The sequence below is a fragment of the Ktedonosporobacter rubrisoli genome (assembly GCF_004208415.1).
GTDB lineage: Bacteria > Chloroflexota > Ktedonobacteria > Ktedonobacterales > Ktedonobacteraceae > Ktedonosporobacter > Ktedonosporobacter rubrisoli.
In genome coordinates, this window is sequence record NZ_CP035758.1 from 5,081,569 (window position 1) to 5,100,433 (window position 18,865).

Annotated in this window: 15 protein-coding genes; 8 read left to right on the forward strand and 7 right to left on the reverse strand. The window is 49.1% G+C overall.

Translation table 11 applies throughout. The annotated features are described in order from the left end of the window. Nucleotides 1–94 precede the first annotated feature (94 nt). The 3 genes from EPA93_RS22175 to EPA93_RS22185 form a co-directional block, all read right to left on the reverse strand. Nucleotides 95–1,855, reverse strand: a complete 1,761-nt coding sequence (locus EPA93_RS22175; protein WP_129889606.1) for a peptide ABC transporter substrate-binding protein — start codon at nucleotides 1,853–1,855, stop codon at nucleotides 95–97. Nucleotides 1,856–2,477: 622 nt separating this feature from the next. Then, nucleotides 2,478–4,244, reverse strand: coding sequence for a peptide ABC transporter substrate-binding protein (locus tag EPA93_RS22180; protein WP_129889607.1), 1,767 nt, complete (start codon nucleotides 4,242–4,244; stop codon nucleotides 2,478–2,480). 817 nt (nucleotides 4,245–5,061) lie between these two features. Further along, nucleotides 5,062–6,285, reverse strand: a complete 1,224-nt coding sequence (locus tag EPA93_RS22185) for a pyridoxal-phosphate-dependent aminotransferase family protein (protein ID WP_129889608.1) — start codon at nucleotides 6,283–6,285, stop codon at nucleotides 5,062–5,064. Nucleotides 6,286–6,759: 474 nt separating this feature from the next. Here EPA93_RS22185 and lepB point away from each other — a divergent pair, with 474 nt between their 5' ends. Continuing rightward, nucleotides 6,760–7,308: a signal peptidase I gene (gene lepB / locus EPA93_RS22190; RefSeq protein ID WP_129889609.1), complete on the forward strand. Its 549-nt coding sequence runs from the start codon at nucleotides 6,760–6,762 to the stop codon at nucleotides 7,306–7,308. A 297-nt stretch (nucleotides 7,309–7,605) separates the two neighbouring features. Continuing rightward, the gene (locus tag EPA93_RS22195) at nucleotides 7,606–7,866 is read left to right on the forward strand and encodes a hypothetical protein (RefSeq protein ID WP_129889610.1); all 261 of its coding nucleotides are present in this window, start codon (nucleotides 7,606–7,608) and stop codon (nucleotides 7,864–7,866) included. Nucleotides 7,867–7,935: 69 nt separating this feature from the next. On the opposite strand, the gene EPA93_RS22200 is transcribed toward EPA93_RS22195, so the two are convergent. Further along, the gene (locus tag EPA93_RS22200; RefSeq protein WP_129889611.1) at nucleotides 7,936–8,874 is read right to left on the reverse strand and encodes a threonine/serine dehydratase; all 939 of its coding nucleotides are present in this window, start codon (nucleotides 8,872–8,874) and stop codon (nucleotides 7,936–7,938) included. Nucleotides 8,875–9,337: 463 nt separating this feature from the next. Next, a complete protein-coding gene (locus EPA93_RS22205; protein WP_129889612.1) occupies nucleotides 9,338–9,682 on the reverse strand; it encodes a hypothetical protein in 345 nt (114 codons plus the stop codon). A gap of 312 nt (nucleotides 9,683–9,994) precedes the next feature. Here EPA93_RS22205 and EPA93_RS22210 point away from each other — a divergent pair, with 312 nt between their 5' ends. The 6 genes from EPA93_RS22210 to grrM all read left to right on the forward strand — a co-directional run bounded on the left by EPA93_RS22210 (nucleotide 9,995) and on the right by grrM (nucleotide 14,788). Next, on the forward strand, nucleotides 9,995–10,264 hold the full coding sequence (locus tag EPA93_RS22210; protein ID WP_129889613.1) for a hypothetical protein: 270 nt from the start codon (nucleotides 9,995–9,997) through the stop codon (nucleotides 10,262–10,264). Nucleotides 10,265–10,542: 278 nt separating this feature from the next. Beyond that, on the forward strand, nucleotides 10,543–11,175 hold the full coding sequence (locus EPA93_RS22215; protein ID WP_129889614.1) for a TetR/AcrR family transcriptional regulator: 633 nt from the start codon (nucleotides 10,543–10,545) through the stop codon (nucleotides 11,173–11,175). A gap of 97 nt (nucleotides 11,176–11,272) precedes the next feature. Continuing rightward, complete coding sequence (fabF, locus tag EPA93_RS22220; RefSeq protein WP_129889615.1) at nucleotides 11,273–12,511, forward strand: beta-ketoacyl-ACP synthase II; 1,239 nt, start codon at nucleotides 11,273–11,275, stop codon at nucleotides 12,509–12,511. Between the two features lie 476 nt (nucleotides 12,512–12,987). Continuing rightward, the gene (locus EPA93_RS22225) at nucleotides 12,988–13,236 is read left to right on the forward strand and encodes a helix-turn-helix domain-containing protein (protein ID WP_129889616.1); all 249 of its coding nucleotides are present in this window, start codon (nucleotides 12,988–12,990) and stop codon (nucleotides 13,234–13,236) included. Nucleotides 13,237–13,353: 117 nt separating this feature from the next. Continuing rightward, nucleotides 13,354–13,560 carry a hypothetical protein gene (locus tag EPA93_RS22230; RefSeq protein WP_129889617.1) on the forward strand — a complete coding sequence of 69 codons (207 nt, stop codon included), beginning with the start codon at nucleotides 13,354–13,356 and terminating at the stop codon, nucleotides 13,558–13,560. Between the two features lie 73 nt (nucleotides 13,561–13,633). Further along, nucleotides 13,634–14,788: a cyclophane-forming radical SAM/SPASM peptide maturase GrrM/OscB gene (gene grrM / locus EPA93_RS22235; RefSeq protein ID WP_129889618.1), complete on the forward strand. Its 1,155-nt coding sequence runs from the start codon at nucleotides 13,634–13,636 to the stop codon at nucleotides 14,786–14,788. 33 nt (nucleotides 14,789–14,821) lie between these two features. Here the strand turns inward: grrM and fxsT are convergent, their stop codons facing one another. Both fxsT and EPA93_RS22245 read right to left on the reverse strand, forming a co-directional pair. After that, entirely contained in the window at nucleotides 14,822–17,875 is a 3,054-nt protein-coding gene (fxsT, locus tag EPA93_RS22240) for an FxSxx-COOH system tetratricopeptide repeat protein (RefSeq protein ID WP_165423325.1), read from the reverse strand. Between the two features lie 319 nt (nucleotides 17,876–18,194). After that, nucleotides 18,195–18,704 carry a hypothetical protein gene (locus tag EPA93_RS22245; RefSeq protein ID WP_129889620.1) on the reverse strand — a complete coding sequence of 170 codons (510 nt, stop codon included), beginning with the start codon at nucleotides 18,702–18,704 and terminating at the stop codon, nucleotides 18,195–18,197. Nucleotides 18,705–18,865: the final 161 nt, after the last annotated feature.

Sequence of the window (18,865 nt, forward strand, 5' to 3'; positions counted from 1 at the left end):
AGATCAAAGCGAGGAGCAACTTCCCGCATAAAGCAAAGAGAAGGAGCAGCGGTAGCAATGCTAGCTGTCCCTTCTCTTATACAGTTATGCCAGTCTAGGAGACGGTGGCATTCACGCAAGGTGTATCGGTCGAGATGTAGATCTTGCCCCAGTCCTCGGGCGGAGTATTCTGGCTGGCATTATCAATGACATTCTGCACACAGGGCTTGCGCAGCACCGTGTATATCTGCTGTTCAACCGGTATCCAAGCCACCTCATTGACCAGTTCCTGCTCGATCTTATTGTACTCAGCCATACGAGCAGTCGGATCTTGCATGACATCAGCCTGCTCCAAGCGCTTCTGCAAGGCCTGCTGCGCGGCCGCATCAGGGCCTTTGTTCTGGCCAAAGTTCATGCCGTTCTGGGCCACCCCCGCATCAAACTGCAAGGTCGTCCAGTCCTGGGGATCGGGATAGTCAGCGATCCAAGCCGGGCCAGAGTAGAACTGCAAAGGATTATTGGCCCCCGAGGTCTCGTCATTAATTAGTTTATTAAAGTCAATATCATCAGTCTTGACGGAGATACCCAGGACTTGCTGCCACATCTGCTGCAAGGCAGCAGCCTCATCCCTGGCCGCTTGAACGCCACCGCTGGAATAGGTAAGGGTAATCGGAGGAAGGTCCTTGACACTGTTATAGCCATCTTCTTTGAGCCCTTGCTCAAGCAACTGCTTGGCCTGGGCCGGATCGCCCGCCGTGCCTTTCACACCCGCCGGTCCGGTCAGGTCAGGATTATAGCCGGGCTGTCCTTGAGGCACGATATGGTTGGTGGCAATATACGAACCCTTCCAGATATTCTGGACGATCAAATCCTTGTTGATGGCCAGAGCAAAAGCCTGACGGATCTTGATATTATCGAAGGGCTTCTGATTATAGTTCATCGCATAGTAGTTGATCGCCAGGATTGGCGTCTGATGATAATCAGGGCGACTCTTATCTTGCTGCAGGTTCACGAGCGGAATGGAAGCATTATCAAGACGATCAATCAGATAATCTTTACGCGTCGTATCCTTCTCTTTATAGAAGGGCATAATGATTTCTTTAAGCTGTGGCTTGGCACCATAATAGTTCTCATTGGGAACAATAACCATCTGCTTGGTATGATCGTAGCTCTTGACCTTGAACGGGCCAGAGGCACCGCCCTCGGTCAGGTGATCAATCCATTTCCCGGTATATTCGCCATACTTCTGGAGCAGGCTCTTCTCAACAACCAGGCCAGTTGTGTAGGATAGAGCATCAAGGAAGAAGGCCACTGGCTTGTTCAGCTTAATGGTGATGGTGTTGTCGTCTGGCACAACCAGGCTATCACCGATGATGGTCTTGATCTTACCGCTGTTCAGCTTGTCAGCGTCCTTGATATACTGCAAATAGTAGGGACCCGTTGGCGACTTCATGGCGGGCTGCAGAGTACGATCAATCGAGTAAGCCACATCATGAGCCGTCATCGGCGTGCCATCGCTAAATTTGAGATTGGGCTTGAGATGGAAGGTATAGCTAAGGCCATCGCTAGCTCTATCCCAGGATTTAGCCATCTGCGGTTGCACATTAAGCTTGTCATCAAGCGCTACCAATCCGGTAAATATCCGGCTGGCCGGCATGTTTGAATAAATATCGGTAATCTTAGCAGGATCTAGCGTGTTAAAGTCAGAGTTACCTGCCCCTGGGGCAGCATCGATATAGACCTGCTTATTATCTGGCGCCTTGGTGTGAGACCCTTGCGCTGGCGCCGTTGTTGCACTATTGCCACCGCCGCAGGCAACGACGAGCATTGCCAGCAAACAAAAGATGGGCAATAACAACTTACGTCCGGATTCCATTTTCATCTCCTGAAAAATTATTCCACTTTCTGTGAATGCGGCTCAGAGACGAGCCAGCTATACGCTCTTATCAGAGATACATTACATAATCGTCACTTCTCTGGTGCTGATAATACCTCCTTTCTCAATCCAGCCATGGCAGACGCCTGATCTCAGAGGGAACATATCCCGCAAGAGCAAAAGCAAACCAAACAGAGGAATATGCATGCATATCTATTTATGTTGAAAATAGTGGTTCTGCATGATCCATCCACAACCTTACGTGCTCTACATCCAGATCGTTAATATATAAAACGCTGAGGACTTTAACTTCTATTGGCACCTGGTGCGCGCTTCCATTACTTATAAAGAAACGCTTGTGAAATATGGAATGTTTCCTAATAAATCCCCTGCCTCACTACTATCAGGCAAATCTAACATCGACATAATACTACAAGACAAGAATTTTTCATAGATAATTATTTATGGTTGATTGATAGTTCTTTCTCCCAAAGGCAAGGACCTACGTAGCGGTAAAGCAGGAATACTGCTTTGCTCAGCGTATGGTGGCAGTAGCTGGGAAGGCCAGCTACCACCATCCACATATATTCCAGAAAACTACTCTGTGTCAAGGCTTACCGCTCTAGGAGACTGTAGCATTGGCGCAGGGCGTATCGGTCGAGATGTAGATCTTGCCCCAATCGTCGGGAGGTGTCAGGTTCATAGCGTTATAGGTCTTTCCCTGAACACAAGGCTTGGTCAAGCCGGCAGTTATCTGCTGCTCGATGGGGAACCAGGCCACATCGTTGACCAGCTCCTGCTCGATCTTATTGTACTCAGTCAGGCGCGCCGTTGGGTCTTGCATGACATCAGCCTGCTCCATGCGCTGCTGCAAAGCCTGCTGCGCAGCGGCATCAGGACTATTGTTCTGGCCAAAGTTCATGCCGTTCTGGCCCGCGCCCTTGCCAAACTGCAGAGTCGTCCAGTCCTGGGGATCTGGATAGTCCACAATGTAGGCTGGACCTGAATAGAACATCAAAGGATTGTTGGCACTAAGCTGCTCATCACTTATCAACTTATTAAAATCGATGTCGTCAAGCTTAACAGTGACGCCCAACACCTGCTGCCACATTTGCTGCAGAATCGACATCTCGTCTCTGACGTCCTGTGAGCCAGTGCTGGCATAGGTCAGCGTAAGCGGCGGAAGATCCTTGGCACTGTTATAGCCGTCTTCCTTGAGGCCCTGCTCAAACAACTGCTTAGCCATGGCCGGATCGCCTGCTGTGCCTTTGACGCCCGCCGGTCCGGTCAGATCCGGGTTATAGCCAGGCTGCCCTTGAGGCACGATATGGTTGGTAGCGATATAGTGATTCTTCCAGACCTTCTGGACAATGAGATCTTTGTTGACGGCCAGTTCAAAGGCCTGGCGGATCTTGGTATTGTCGAAGGGCTTGATTTTCATGTTCATCGCGTAGTAGTTGATCGCAAGGAGAGGATGCTGGTGATAATCAGGCCGCGTCTTATCCTGCGTGAAATTAGTCAGCGGGATGCCTGTGTCGTCAACTCGATCAACCAGATAATCTTTGCGTGTGGTAGCATTGCCACCTTTGTTTAAGGGAAAGATCAGCTCTTTGAGCTGTGGCTTGGTACCATAGTAGTTCTCGTTAGGTACAAGATCAACTTTCTCGCCATGTGTATAGCTCTTGATCTTGAATGGGCCAGTACTACCAGCCCCATCACCGAGATGGTCAACCCACTTTGGAGTAAATTCGCCATACTTCTGGACCAGGCTCTTCTCCACCACAAAGGCATTAGTATTAGCAATAGTGTCCAGAAAGAAGGCCACCGGCTTGTTAAGCTTAATAGTGATGGTATTGTCATCAGGCACAATCAGGCTGTCGCCAATGATTGTCTTGATCTTGCCGCCGTTCAGCTTGTCAGAATCCTTGATATATTGCAAGAAGTAAGCTGCAGTAGTAGACTTCATCTGCGGCTGCAAAGCTCGATCAATCGAGTAAGCCACATCGTTAGCCGTTAGCGGGGTACCATCGCTAAACTTGAGGCCAGATTTAAGATGGAAAGTATAGCTAAGTCCATCGCTCGCCTTGTCCCAGGATTGGGCCAGCTGAGGGTGGACATCCAACTTATTGTCAAAAGAAACCAGGCCGGTATAGAGTGTAGTAGCAACCTCGGCCGATAGCTGATCCGCAATGAGAGCCGGGTCAAGCGAAGCGAAATCAGAGAGGCCAGAGCCCGGCCCCGTAGCGATATACACCTGCTTGTTATCAGCTGCTTTGGTATGTGCTCCTTGCGCAGGAGCTGTGCTTGTGCCGCCGCTTCCACCGCAGGCTGCGACAAGCATCGCCAGCAAACAAAATACTGGCAATAAGAACTTACTTCCAAACTTCATGCATTCATCTCCTGAAAAATAATTCCTTATTCTCAAAGAAAGCGGTTGGGACGAGGCAAAATCGCCTTCTCTCTTATACTTATCGACACTAAGGTCCTTATCACTCTCCTTTCAAGATCTGCAAGAATGATCTGCATCTCTTCTCAGTGGGCAACACAGTATGAGAGGCAAGCAGGAAAAATGCCAAAAAAGCTCCTGACTTGTCGCAAAGCGCAGTTATATTTGCCAATCCTTACTTTCATATCCAGCTCGCAAATATGTAAAACAGAGGGGATAGATCTCTACTGGCACCCGAGATGAACTGTAGGCGAGAATACAACCTGGCGAATTCTGTTAGAGCAGGGAGACAAGAAATACTTCTTATATGTCTCCTTTGCATGCTTTGCCAGCTTCTATCCAGATCCACATGATATGTGCGCATTACAGTTCTAAAGAGATATTGCATAGGTCACTGTCTTCTAGACTCCTGCAAAAACTACTTGCGCAAGTTTCCCGCAGAACAGATCTACACAAATAAATGTTTCTATAAATTAAGTACGTATTAACGTCTACAAACTTCACAGCAAGTTAATCATCTTTTGAAATTCTGCCTTCGCTCACAATAATAGCTGAGCTTTACGCGGCTTTTTTTACCTTTTTTGCCAGCATATGGGACGAAAAATCGGCGCATTTCTGCATCCCTTCACAAAGCCTCAGCCAGAATAGGCAGGAGGATAATAGCCCGCCAGGCCGCTGGCAGGAAAAAGGCTTTCCTGGGATTGGCTAAGGTAGCCCGATCGGGAAAGCCTCCCATTCAGCGAGTATCAGCCCGAAGAAGTCACCTCTGCTTGCTGCTATAGAAAGCATCGACAGCAGCCAGAGACGCTCCCGGAGTTACTGCATGTCCATGGCGTGGGAGAATATGCTCTAAAGCCTGCAAGAGTGTATAGACGTTTTGCTGTGAAGCATTATAGCCCATCAACCCGACACGCAACATGTGCCCTTTAAAGGCTCCCAGGCCGCCACCAACCTCAATATTATATTCATTGAGTAAGGCCTTACTGACAGCCGTCTCAGCAACGCCAGCGGGCAACAAAATAGGCGTCAGGACAGGCAGCTCATAGCCAGGTTGCGTCAAGATACTCAATCCCATGGCCTTCACGCCGATCTTAAGGGCATCTCCATGGAGCTTATGGCGCGCCCAACGTGCCTCCAAGCCCTCTTCTTTAGCGATACGCAAAGCTTCATACATCGTATAGACGAGATTACTGCTGAGAGTATGATGATAGGCATGATCGCCATTCCAATAGCGATTGAGGGCCAGTAAATCTAGATAATAGCTTTGTACAGGGGTGCGCCGACCTTTGATCGCCTCGACAGCACGCTGATTAAGTGTTAGCGGAGCCAGGCCTGGCAAGGCACCGAGGCACTTCTGACTTCCAGAATAACACGCGTCTATCTTTTGCTCATCCACATTCAAAGGAACGCCACCCAGGCCACAGACCGCATCAACAACAAACAGGGCTCCATGCGCATGGGTTATGGCCTCTAGCTCCTTGAGCGGCTGGTATAAACCTGTCGAGGTTTCGGCAACAGCCGTCGCAAACAGCCTGGCCTCCGGATGTTCTTGAAATGCCTTCTCCAGAGCAGCAGCCTCCAGAGGTTTGCCAGGCTCAGTGGTTACGCTGATCACCCGCGCGCCTATGCGCTGCGAAATATCAGCAATCTTTCCGCTGAAGAAGCCCAGGCTCCCCACTATCAGCGTATCTCCCTCTTCGAGAAGATTGCTCAAGACAGCTTCGGCACCTGAGAAGCCGGAGCCAGAAACACAGAGAGTCAATTCATTGCGCGTCTGGAACATCCAGCGCAACATCTCTGCCGTCTCGCCCATGATCCGAATCATCTCGGGGTCAAGATGCCCAAGCTGGGGTGCAGCTAACGCGCGAAAAACTCTGGGGTCGATGTTACAGGGCCCCGGGCCGAGTAATAGCCGATAGGGTGGTGCAAGCTCAGGTAAAGTTTCGGCCAGAGTGCTATGCTGGCTTGCCGCAGATAGAGCCATAACTACTGCCTCCTTATTTAGCTCATACATTGCCACGTTACAACGCTGCAGCGTGTCTTCGTCTAGGGGAGATTTATGGCGAAGACACGATAAAGCGCTTCCCGTCTCAAAATGAAATAGCGCCTGGGTTGCATCGAGGATAACTAACAGTACCCATCGTATCAGAGTATCTAATCGCAGGAGAGTTTCTTCGAGTTCGCCTGGTACGCCTATACGATATAATAACACCAGCAGTCCTATCCTATGCAAGCATATGAATATCCTGCAAGCCGCGAAATTGGTTTCCCATCCTGGAAACAGACGGGCCACTGGTCCTACAGCAAAGGAAAGCCAGGACAGACCTTTTGGCTAAAGAGTTGCTGACTTCAGCCCCACATGATACTATGGCCGATGACGATTAAGGCATCCTCCCAGATTCGGTACTTATCCGAATATCTACCAGTCTGAGCAGCATTATAGATGAGGTTTTGAAAGTTGAGGAATCCGCGGTTAATTCGTGAAATTATAGAAATAGTTGCCCTGGTCTTGCTTTTCCTTGTTGCTGTTCACTTCACCTTGCAGAGTTATCATGTAAGAGATGCTGGTATGCAGCCAAGCCTTAGCCCTAATTCCTATGTGATGGTGAACAAAGTCGCCTACATTTTCCGCCCGCCGGAGCGTGGGGACGTTATCGTCTTCCATTTCCCTTTCAATACCAATCAGGACTATATTGAGCGTGTTATTGGGCTACCCGGTGACACAGTTCAGATAGACAGCACACGTATCTGGGTCAATGGGGTAGAGCTCAAAGAGCCCTATGTACAAACACCTGTCAATCCTGTGGCCAAGACGTGGAAGATCCCCACCAACAAATATTTAGTGATGAATGATAATCGCCTCTTTGACAACGATTCTCGCTCCTGGGACTATGTGCCTAAAGACTTCATTGTTGGTAAAGCTGTAGTCATTTACTGGCCTTCTACAAGCTGGCAATTTATCAATACTTATACAGCCGCCTACAATAGTATTAAATCCGGGCATTAAGATGACTCCGTTATCCTCCCACCATGCTCCCTCTAACAGAGCACCATATTTAACGATATGGTTATATTTTCCGGAAGTATAGACATAGAAAGCCTCCTATGCTATATATGCATAGAGAGCTTCATTACAAAAGGCAAGCAGCAGGCTTCTAAGCAGTGGAAGAGGTTTATATTAGGGAAACTCTACTAAATAGTAGTGATTTTCTTGATTTTACTACATTATCGGCATACCATTATAAACACATGCTCCGGGGAAAACGCATACCTATCACAGGTACTTATTAGGAAGAGGCAAGCGATGAAAGAGGGTACAACTCAGCAATTACTCAATTCGATGTTTCGGATACAGAAGGAGTGGGAGGAGCATTTCAACGAACTTGTTACGCGTGCTCAGCTTCAAGCCATCACTGAAAGTATGTACAATGAACTTGTACGCGTTGCCCGAGAAAGCATAGAGCTGCTCACTCAGGTGCAGCCCGGAGATACTATCCCAAAGGAATGGGGAACCAAACGTGACGAACTAGTGGCCCGGGCCAAAGAATTCATTATTGATGATTAGATGGAGTACTTGACGCCCAGGTTCCTCTCTGTATTCTCGGCATCAAGCACAATAGTAGTATAGGCAAGGCTAGCCAGGCAAGCGAGTAAAAGTTTCCAGATCAACATTAGCGCCGCATACTACAACGCAAACGTGCTCATCGCTAGCTGGTTTATATCTCCCTGAAATAAGCGCTGCCAGGGCAGCAGCTCCACCAGGTTCTGCGACAATGCGCAGAGCTTCCCATAAGCGGCTCTGTGCCTCCTGAATTGCTTCATCCTCGACAAGTACAACCTTATTTACGGCCTGCCTTGCCACCTCAAAGGCTAACTGTCCCACCTGGCGTGCGCCCAGAGAATCCGCAGCTATGCCACCAACCGTTACATCAACAGGCCTGCCAGCAGCAAGTGCTGCATGTAGCGTAGGGATCTGTTCTGGCTCAACGCCTATCACCCGCGCCTTTTGACTAAACCAGGACGCAATGCCACCAATTAAGCCCCCGCCGCCAACCGCGACGAGGATGGAATCTACATCTGGCACCTGCCTATCGATCTCGCGTCCCAGCGTGCCCTGACCAATGAGCACCTCAGCCTGATCATAGGCATGAACCATTAATGCACCTGTCTCGGTAGCTCGCCTTTCACAGGCCGCATAGGCTTCAGCGTAGAAGGCGCCAACTTGAGTTACCTGTGCACCATAGCTGCGCAAGCGCTGCACCTTCACCACTGGACAAACTTCCGGGACAAAAATCTCTGCATAATAGCCTAGCTGACGGGCAGCATAGGCCACAGCCGCTCCATGATTGCCTCCTGAAGCAGCAATGACACCAGCGACAGGAACCTGACGCGAGAGCAAGCGGTTAAAAGCTCCGCGTACCTTAAAGGAACCAGAATGCTGCAATAGCTCTAACTTAAGGGTCAGCCGACAAGGTAGTCCCCAGCTGCCAGGCTCTAAAGAGATCACTGGCGTTTTGCGAATATAGCCGCCAATTCTTTTAGATGCTGCTTCAATATCCATCCGTGAAATCATAGTTTATCCCTTGCAGAAAAGCATCTTACAGGCAGCTATAGTGCTGATTGACTTTCTCTGCGCTACATCGGCTGCGTATTCGTAGCTTCTCGGAAATATACAGCAAACCTTTTATATAAAGAAGATCGCCGACCATCTCTGGAGCGCAGAAGGCGTGAAAGAGGAAAAGCTTTGCAAAGTTGACAGTCTTGACTATAGATGCCTGACGTATCAATAATGATCCAAAAAGTATCAATACCGATACACTTAGCGTAGCATCTTGCTATCTCTTCTGTCAACAGAGTGCCGAGCATTCATAGGGCTTTCCAGTTCTTTAAAAAAATGGGATTGTGAAGAGGCGTTGCGAGCAAGCGGATTCGCCCCATGCCCCGACAGAGGGCAATTCGCTTGCTCGCAACGTAGGCTGTCCTCTGCTACTGTCCCCCGGACTTCGATAAAAACTAAATATTCCTGTGAGCATTATTTATGAATGCCTACGATTAAATACAACATTGATCCAGATGATTGCTACGCTAAAGGCCACAAATATGGAAACCAGGCCAAAAAAAATACCAAAGGGGAACGAGCTATCAGTTACCCACCAGGGCAAATCATATATCAAGATCATCACAACGGCAAATATAATCAGCAATAACACGAGAGAGACTACAGCTACAGCAAACCGTTGCGTGCGTGTTGGCTCTCCATTGCGTGAGAAATTTTGCATCTGTAAATCAGTAATGTCAGAGAGGGTCGTTTCATCATCAGTGTTAGCTATCGATGGCTTCCTCGGCTCAATCTTCTGAGATTTTGCCTCTTGCTGCGACACGGCTTGTTAGAACCTCCCAAAGCGCTTATCATTTGTTCAATACGAATAGTCTCAATGAAAGTTGTAGAGATAGAACATTCTTACGACAGCGAACCTGTTACCTTCCAGATTATCCCCACGTGTACATTTTAAGAGCTTGCAGGATCTCCTATTAATATAACTCACTGGCTCGCCAGGATGATTACCAGTTCGTAAGATTGTACCATCTGCTTTTCTGGTAACGCGTTAACATTAGCTTTTTTCAGTGCTTTGCTTCTCAATGGAAGCATATCTCAGAAGCAACAGATAAGAATTTGAGAGAAGGCGACAAGTATGCAACAACCAGAATCTACAGGGCCAGATTCACCGCAGGCATCCGAAGAGATCTTTTATTATGAAGTTATCTCTCTTCCCCCCGCCGAAGGACGCGACGACATCGGAGAAGGGCAAGCTGGCACTACCAACATTTTTGGCCTGGAGCCTTATCACTTCGCCGCCCTACCGGCGGAAGGACGTAACGATATCGCCGATGATCTAGAGGATGAGCAACGGAACGCATTTAGCAGGCAGAGACAGCAAAAGAATACGCCACCGGCTTCCTGACGAGGCCACACATAAGCTTTCTGCTCTGTTTGCATTCTCACAGAGGGAAAAGCGGGAATTTCACTATCTATCTTGAACAGACTTTTTGCCTGCATAAATCACCTCTACCTCCCTCTGGCCGGACCCTGAAGTCCTGCTTTCTCCGCAGCAGAGACTTCGGGGTCCTGGTTTTTGCCACTTCCTAAAAGCATCTTGACGAGAAATCTTCATATGTGCCTTTACAGGCGAGCCTGGTTTGTGATATTGTGGACTAGACAGTCCACAATCACCTAAACTGCATGGAGGTAAGTAATATAGGACGACCAAGTAATGCCAAGAAACGCCTTGTCGAAACTGCGCTTACCCTCATCCGTAGCCATAGCTATGGCAGTGTAAGCGTCGACGAGCTATGTAGCGAGGCTGGCGTAACAAAAAGTAGCTTCTATCATTTTTTTGCTTCAAAGCGCGATCTGACGCTTGCAGCCCTTGATTATTTCTGGCAATCCTTCCAGGAAATCTGCCTGCTCCCTGCATTTGCCGCCGAAATCCCGCCCGAGCGGCGTATCCCCCACCACTTTGACCTGATCTTCGAAGCTCAGCATAGAAAGTGGATCGAATGCGGCCATGTGCTGGGATGTTTTGGTGGAAACATGGCTGTCGAAATGAGCACGCAAGATGAAATCATTCGCGCGCGGGTAGCCAGCATCTGCGACAAATGGAGCACTTATTTCGAGCAGGCATTGCGAGAAGCTATTGCGCAAGGGGCGCTTCCAGACACCCTCGACCCAACAGCCACGGCGCAAGCTATTCTTGCCTATATTGAGGGCGTCTTACTGCTGGCCAAGAGCTATAATTCTCCTGAAGTCATTGCTCGGCTGCGGCCAGGAGTGCTTTCTCTCATGCATGTGGAGGAAAACCGCAATTATCATTGATCTTCTTTTTCTTTTGCGTCTGATGAGTCTATAAAGCCCAAAATAGCAATTATACTCTCCAGAATTGTTACTGTAGCCAATTAAAGGAGTACACACCATGAGACGTGTAGTCGTCACAGGAGTAGGCCTTGTCACATCGTTAGGACACGACGTAGAAACATCCTGGTCTGCGCTCTGTCAAGGACATTCAGGCATTAAACCTATTAGCAGTTTTGATGCCAGCGATTATACAGTGCGCTTCGCCGGCGAGGTAGAAAACTTTGACCCTTCGCCATATATGGAGCGCAAAGACATTCGTCGTACCGACGCATATACGCAGCTGGCGGTTGCCGCATCCAAACAGGCACTGAATCAGGCTCGCCTCTCGATCTCAGAGCATTTAGCGCCTGAGGTGGGTGTCTGTATAGGAAGCGGAGTTGGCGGCCTGTGGACACTCCACGATCAGTTCGCAGTGCTCCACCAGAAGGGCCATTCGCGCATCAGTCCTTTCTTTATTACTATGATGATGATCAACGCAGCCCCCGGCGTGGTCTCGATTCAAACCGGAGCTAAAGGGCCCGTCTGGGCCGCTGCCTCCGCCTGCGCTACTAGCGGCAATGCTATCGGAGAATCCTATGAAACTATCCGCCGTGGCGACGCTAAAGTTATGATCGCTGGTGGCTCTGAGAAAGCCATTACGCCGATAGGGATAGCCTCCTTTGCCAATATGCACGCCCTCTCCCGCCGTAACGATGATCCCCAGGGAGCCAGCCGCCCCTTCGACGCCACGCGCGATGGCTTTGTGATGGGCGAAGGATCGGGCATGCTCATTCTAGAGGATCTGGAGTTTGCCCTGGAGCGCGGAGCTCCTATCCTGGCTGAAATGGCTGGCTACGGTTCGGCCGCCGACGCACATCATATCACCGACATCGAGCCAGGCGGCGACGGCCTGATCAGAGCTATGCAGCGCGCCTTGCAGAAAGCTGGTTTGCGCCCGGATCAGGTAGACTATATCAATGCTCACGGCACCTCTACACGGCTCAACGATGCGGCAGAAACCCAGGCTATTAAAACATGCTTTGGCGAATACGCCTCGCGCGTAGCCATTAGCTCCACAAAATCGATGATCGGCCATACCTTTGGCGCTGCAGGCGCAATCGAAGCTATCATAGCTCTGCTCAGCATTGTCCATGGCGTTATCCCACCAACCATCAATCTACACCATCCCGACCCCGAGTGTGATCTCGATTATGTGCCAAATGAGGCACGCCGCACACCAGTTCATGTGGCTATGTCAAACTCTATGGGCTTTGGAGGACATAATGCTTGTCTCCTGCTCAGGCGCTATGAGGCATAACCACTGCGTATGATACGGCCCGGGTAGAGCCTAAAAGGCTCTACTCAGGTGAGATTTGTTGCTTACACTATCATCAGACCCGCTTGTCAGCCAGGCGGGTTCCATTAATTATATGAGTATCAACAGTTTGCGCCCGCATCGTCTATCTCCTTGTATATCGATAGCCGCAGCCCTCTTTGCGTATCTCCAAATCTTTCTTTAAAATATTCAGTGTTTACTGACATACGAAAACAACATTTTTAATCATTACCATAAAATTTTAACTAACAATATATATAAAAAACTGCCTTTCTGTCTCTCTGCACCGGCTCCATTCCTCGTTTTGTATAGCCAAATCAAGCACTCTCTCCCTAGAACACCTGATTTGAGTGGCACCTATAGGTTCACTAGCTTTTTAATGTAAGGGTAGTAAACCAATTGTTGTTAACTCTCTCAACCTGCTACACTTTTGTTCGACTGAACATTTAAGGCTGGTTATGATACGTTTACGTGTGAAAGAGATCGCAGAAGAAAAGAAGATCAGCATGACACGTTTAGCAAGGATCGCAGACGTAGATTATAAAACGGTCAGGAAGATTTTTCGCAACCCGAATGCAGAGATTGGCTTGATTACACTTGATAAATTAGCCTGGGCCTTGCAGGTAGAGCCAGCTGATTTGATCGAGTACAAGCGCACCCCTCCCGCATACTGGCAAGAACTCCAGGGTGCAGACGAAGATCCCTGATCTCCACTATATATTATACGCAGGCCTGAAAGCGCGGCTTAGCTTCCCTGTTACGTTATTTGTTGATAGCCCCATCCAGTTTCTCTTAATTCTGGCAGGGCAAAGGAGTAATACCGTATGGATACGCAATTACAGCTCAACACTTCTTCACCTATCGTACAGAGAGTTCTGCGTTTGAGAGAGCGCATGACCCAGGCAGATGCCGTCAGCGTAGACGCAAAAAATACGCATGCAGCCGCTGCCAACTCGCGCGACATTTCACGCTGGCAAAAGTGGCAGAAATCAGATCCTCGGCCAGGTAGAGAGCATCATTGCGGCGCTTAAAGCGACCAGGTAGATTTTAACATACAATTTCACCTGCTTCATATGAAGCCTTCTATACATCTGGGGCTCATATATGTATCAGCCTGAGCGCAGTCAGCAGATAACCCGCGTGGTTGTTTTGCAACCAACGCCTTTCTGTAACATCAATTGTCGCTATTGCTATTTACCGCAGCGCGCTTTAGCACGGACGATGACGTCAGCAGTCCTTGTCCGTATCCTGGACTCGCTTTTCACATCTTCACTGCTTGCCGAGAGCATAACTTTGCTCTGGCACGCTGGTGAACCTCTTGTAGCGCCTCTCAGTTTCTATCAAGAGGCCTTTCGGCATATCGAGCGCCTCAACACAAAGAAGATCAGAATTATCTCTCTTCTTCAGACTAACGGAACCCTTATTACGCAGCAATGGTGCGATTTCATCAAGCTGCAAGGCATTCGTGTAAGTGTGAGCCTGGATGGGCCACAGCATATACACGATCGATATCGCGTGGACAGAGCCGGCAAGGGCTCCTTTGCACGTGCGATGCGTGGCGTTCAGCTTCTGCAACAGAACGGAATTGAGCCCTTTATCATTATGGTCCTGACTCGCTATGCTCTCGATTATCCCGATGAGATCTGGCAATTTTTTTGTGAGCATGGCTTGAATCAATTGGCATTTAATATCGAGGAGGTAAATGGCATACATACACATTCTTCGCTTGAGAGCGAGGAGAATGTGCTCAGGTACAAACATTTCTTGCAGCGCATTTGTGAGCTCAGGGCACAGAGCGAGAGGCCGCCCTATATTCGTGAGATTAATACTTTTCTTGAGCGCATCCAGTTGCTCAGCGAGCCAACTCTTTCCGAAGAGAATATAGCAGGGGTTATGCTTAATTTTGACTATGCTGGCAACGTTTCAACCTTTGCTTCCGATCTGCTAACTATGCAGCATCCACGCTTCGGCGATTTCAAGCTAGGTAATGTCTTTACAGAGCGCCTTGAAGATATGCTAAACAGTCCCAAATTGCACGCACTCAATGCCGAAGTACAGCGGGGAGTAGCCAATTGTCAACAAAGCTGCCAGTACTTCGACTTTTGCGGAGGCGGCTCGCCGGTCAATAAGCTAAGCGAGCATGGCCAGCTCGACGCGACAGAGACCATGCATTGCCGTTTAAACATTCAGACCGCAATGGATGTTGCATTGCAGCATCTAGAGTTACGCCATAATAGAGCTAGAGATAATAATCAGTAGCCAGAATATGGCCACGGGAAGCATATATTATCTCTAGCACTCTTCGACTTCGGGCGATGCATCCTGTGCTTGAATAAAGGTTTCGAGCTCATCTTGTCTACCCTGTTTACGCAAGAGCTGGCTATAGCTTGCTAGCAGTTCCACAACGTCGGGATGTGTGAGACCCAAAGGAGTAACTATTATCTGCAAGGCTTGCCAATAGAATTGCTCCGCCTGCTCCTCCTCACCCTGGGCGGAAGCGAGATCCCCTAGATTTTTCAGACTCATGGCCGTCTCTGGCTGTACAAGGCCCAGCTTTTTCTGCCGAATAGCCAGCGCCTCACTTAACCATTGCTGAGCAATAGCATAGCTAGCCTGCCGCAGATATACCTGTCCCAGCAAACTAAGAGCGAGCGCTGTATCCGGGAGGCTAGGATCTTCTCTCTTCTTAAAGCTGGTAATTGCTTCGCTCAAGATTGCTTCGGCGCGCGCATAGTCGCCCTGGGCAAGATAGAGCCCTCCAAGGTTGCTCAGCACAAGCGCCGTGTAAGCATGCTCGCGGCCATATACCCGCTCGTAGACAGCTAGAGCACGCTCATAGAGCTCTCTGGCCTGCTCATAACGTCCCTGCTTGCTGGCGAGACGGGCCAGCTGATGCCAACTACCGGCGACACTTACATGCCGCTCGCCCCACAATTGCAACCTTACCTGCAGCGCTTGCTGTAACAACTGCTCGGCTTGCTCATATCTCGCCAGGTCAACGCAGAAAGCGCCATAATTATGCTGGCAGGTGGCCACCGTGGGATGCTCGTCCCCAAACAAGTGCTGATAGGCCGCTATGGCGCGTTCATAGAGCGGCTGGGCCTCGTTGTACAGACCAATTGCCCGATAAAAGCGCGCCACATTGCTCAGGCTCTCGGCCAGTTCAGGATGCCACGCCTCAAGCAATCCTTCACGTAGCTCCAGGGACTTCTCATAGAGCTCTCTGGCCTTCGCATAATCGCCAAGTTCTTCGCGGATACCGGCAAGATTATTCAGGCTCGCCGCAGTTTCGGGATGCATTGTTCCATATAACTGCTCCCGAATAGCCAAGGAACGCTGGTAATAACGTTCGGCCTCCAGAAACTGTCCTTGATCGTGAAAGAGCTCGCCCAGATGATGGTACATACGAGCTATCTCGCGATGTGGCACGCTCCAGATACGCTCTCCCATTTCCAGGGCACGCTCATAACATTGTTGAGCACGCGGAAAATCTTCCTGGCTTGCATAGATCCGTCCCAGGCTATACAAAATTCCAGCAGTCTCAGCCTGCGCATCAGCCCTTTGCTCAGCAATACTTAAGGCGAGCTCACATAGCTTTTGCGCGTCAAGATAGTGCGCACGCTCGTAGAGATATTTGCCAGCATGCCATAACAATTGCCCCGCTTCGCGAAAAGTAAAGTGCCATTGCTCGACCCAGGTAAAGGCTTGCAGCACGTGGGGAAGATATTGCTCACATCGTAACCAGCTCGGGTAGTCAGGGAGAGGAAAAGCTCGATTAAGAGCCCTGAGTGCACGTTCCGCCCATATGCGCTGCGTACTCTCATCCATCTCATTTCTGATCACTACCTGAACAAGACGATGAATGCTAATGCTCGCCTCGTCGCTATTACGCTGTATCAGGGAGAGTCCCAGAAGAGAAGCAAGGGCTGCATTAAGTTTCAGCTTATTGGAAACAACTTGTTGAAGCTGAGTCTCAAAATCGGGCGCACCACATCTAAATAGCTCCAATGGAATAGCATCTGGCTGCAAGAATGCACAAAGCTGCAACAGCTCCCAGGCAGCACGGTCACGCCGCCTCACGCTATCCATACAGAGGGCAAATGTAGTTGCCACTGACCAGGGATAATCAGTAGCTGTTTTTTCATGCTGCTTAAGCAGGTCTACTTCATAATCCCGATAGAGCTGCACAAAATCCGCTATGCTCTCTTGCGTTTTCGCTATATAAGCTCCAGCTTGCTCCAGCGCCAGAGGCAGCCCATCCATCAGCATACACAGTTCACGGGCTTTTTCCCAGATGGCTGGGGAAATAGTATCTGCTCTTCTATCTTTCTTTATTTTTCCCGAGCGACGAAGCAGAAAAAGTGCCCCTTCATCCGGTGCCATCTTCTCGACAAGTTTCACCTCGGCGACCATGGCAGCCGCTGACTTAGCGCGGGTCGTGAGTAAAATATCGCCTTGACCCTCTGATGGAACAACTTCATCAAGGAACTCGAAACTTTCAAGGTTATCGATGATAAGTAACCATCCTGCAGATCTTTGCAAGTATCGCTTAACGGCCGCAGCGATAATACCTTGCTCCGCCTCTTTCTTCTCAGGCAGATTAAACACGTGAGCCAGCCTGGCAAAGTCGGCAGTAAGATTCTCTAGCGAATCGCCCCGCAGCCAGCAAACGGCTTTATAGTCAGTCTTATGCCTATATCCATATTCGAGAGCAAGCTGCGTTTTACCAATGCCGGCCAGTCCACTGATAGCCAGCATAAATGGCGTTTCTCCACGATTCGCTATGAACGTTTCAGATATTGTATTCAATAACTCATCGCGAGCCGTAAAAAATGGATTGGAACGATAAGGAATATTCCAGATATGGTCCTGTTTGTCCTGAAGGGAACCTGTGCGCTGCGAAGATGACCCAGCAGAATCTTCAATCGCCTTTACGATCCCCTCTACGATCTCCACATAGGCTCGATCTTGATCTTCCCACTCACTCACAGCTTTACCTATCTCCCGCTCATCGCGCGGCAAGCCTTGAAGTTTGGTAAAAGGTAGACCTTTTCTATAGGTTGGACGAAAGAGGATCGGAATCACACGAGCTTCACCGGTTTCATGCCTCTCAAGAGCTCGTTCCATTTCAACGCAATAACAAAAGTTTGAGGAAACAAAATCTGGTGTAATGAGAAGCAATATAATATCTGCCTGGCTGAGTCGTTCATCAACAACCTCTTGCCAATCGCTCCCGGGCAGGATCTCATGCTCATGCCAATCGCCAATTACGTCAGTCCGCTTGAGGCTGCTTAAATGTACGTTCAAAGCATCACGAAAGGCCCGATCTTTATAAGCATAGGACATAAAAATACATCTGGGCCTACGCCTCCTTGCTCTGGTTGCCATAACCCCTTGCCCCTTTATGAGCTTTTTAGCATCACGCTTTGTTCTTATATACGTATCTAGTACTAAGTATATTGGAAATTTTTCTGCTCCTCAAACAGTTTGTCTCCAATAATACTTTTGTCATCACCACCTTTCTAGAGAAGCACGTCGCAAATTTCAGGGACGAGGATTAGTCTCACCTTGCAAATGAATCGCCCAGATCAATAGCCTCCTCTGGCACTGCCTATCTCTACTTGTTACTGCTCGCTACAGCACAATTGTAGAGCAATTGCGCCCTCTATCTGATGGTAGCGGCAACAGTGGAAGAGCGATTGAGCAATGTGATAATATACATGCCCAGTACAACCAGCAGCGAGAGCTCAGAAATAGTCCTCCCCGCCGGGGCTATCGTGACCTGGATCTGGCGCGAGAAACTCACCGACTCAAAATAGACGAATGGTACATCCGATATATCTGCCCAGGCCTTTTTCGTGCCCCAACCACTGCCATTTATCCAGTTAAGCATGCGGCCATCGGCAAATTGCACTATTCCTTTGCTCATTTTTTGTGAGAATGCAGCAATTTTGTCTCCAGTATCATCAAACACGACGATATCTTGCTTAAAGATTCCTTGAGTGCTAAGTTGTAATCTTCCTTCAGCGGTCTCGGCCGTCGCAGCATTCGTCCAGGAACGCATGCTTAACCTGCCTAGAAGTGCATCCTGATAGACCAATACATACCGCGAGGAAAAAACACTCTCAGGTTTCCAGATCAGTGATTGACCGGCCACCGCGCTCATTGGCACCATAGCAAACACCTACTTTCGTATTTACGCTAGCAAGATTTTTGTGGAACCCGTATAGTCACTTTTGCTCATAATACACATTATAGCATTTTTCTGTTTGTAGGAGGTAAAAAGCAGCTCAAATTGGTTGATAGCCAGGCTGCATAGCAGAACCACCCTACATG

What these genes read in the sequence shown, in the direction of transcription:
- EPA93_RS22175 (WP_129889606.1), bottom strand. Translation starts at nt 1,855, where the DNA reads ATGGAATCCGGACGTAAGTTGTTATTGCCCATCTTTTGTTTGCTGGCA.
- EPA93_RS22180 (WP_129889607.1), bottom strand. Translation starts at nt 4,244, where the DNA reads ATGAAGTTTGGAAGTAAGTTCTTATTGCCAGTATTTTGTTTGCTGGCG.
- EPA93_RS22185 (WP_129889608.1), bottom strand. Translation starts at nt 6,285, where the DNA reads ATGGCTCTATCTGCGGCAAGCCAGCATAGCACTCTGGCCGAAACTTTA.
- EPA93_RS22195 (WP_129889610.1), top strand. Translation starts at nt 7,606, where the DNA reads ATGAAAGAGGGTACAACTCAGCAATTACTCAATTCGATGTTTCGGATA.
- EPA93_RS22200 (WP_129889611.1), bottom strand. Translation starts at nt 8,874, where the DNA reads ATGATTTCACGGATGGATATTGAAGCAGCATCTAAAAGAATTGGCGGC.
- EPA93_RS22210 (WP_129889613.1), top strand. Translation starts at nt 9,995, where the DNA reads ATGCAACAACCAGAATCTACAGGGCCAGATTCACCGCAGGCATCCGAA.
- EPA93_RS22215 (WP_129889614.1), top strand. Translation starts at nt 10,543, where the DNA reads ATGGAGGTAAGTAATATAGGACGACCAAGTAATGCCAAGAAACGCCTT.
- fabF (WP_129889615.1), top strand. Translation starts at nt 11,273, where the DNA reads ATGAGACGTGTAGTCGTCACAGGAGTAGGCCTTGTCACATCGTTAGGA.
- EPA93_RS22225 (WP_129889616.1), top strand. Translation starts at nt 12,988, where the DNA reads ATGATACGTTTACGTGTGAAAGAGATCGCAGAAGAAAAGAAGATCAGC.
- EPA93_RS22230 (WP_129889617.1), top strand. Translation starts at nt 13,354, where the DNA reads ATGGATACGCAATTACAGCTCAACACTTCTTCACCTATCGTACAGAGA.
- grrM (WP_129889618.1), top strand. Translation starts at nt 13,634, where the DNA reads ATGTATCAGCCTGAGCGCAGTCAGCAGATAACCCGCGTGGTTGTTTTG.
- fxsT (WP_165423325.1), bottom strand. Translation starts at nt 17,875, where the DNA reads ATGTCCTATGCTTATAAAGATCGGGCCTTTCGTGATGCTTTGAACGTA.
- EPA93_RS22245 (WP_129889620.1), bottom strand. Translation starts at nt 18,704, where the DNA reads ATGGTGCCAATGAGCGCGGTGGCCGGTCAATCACTGATCTGGAAACCT.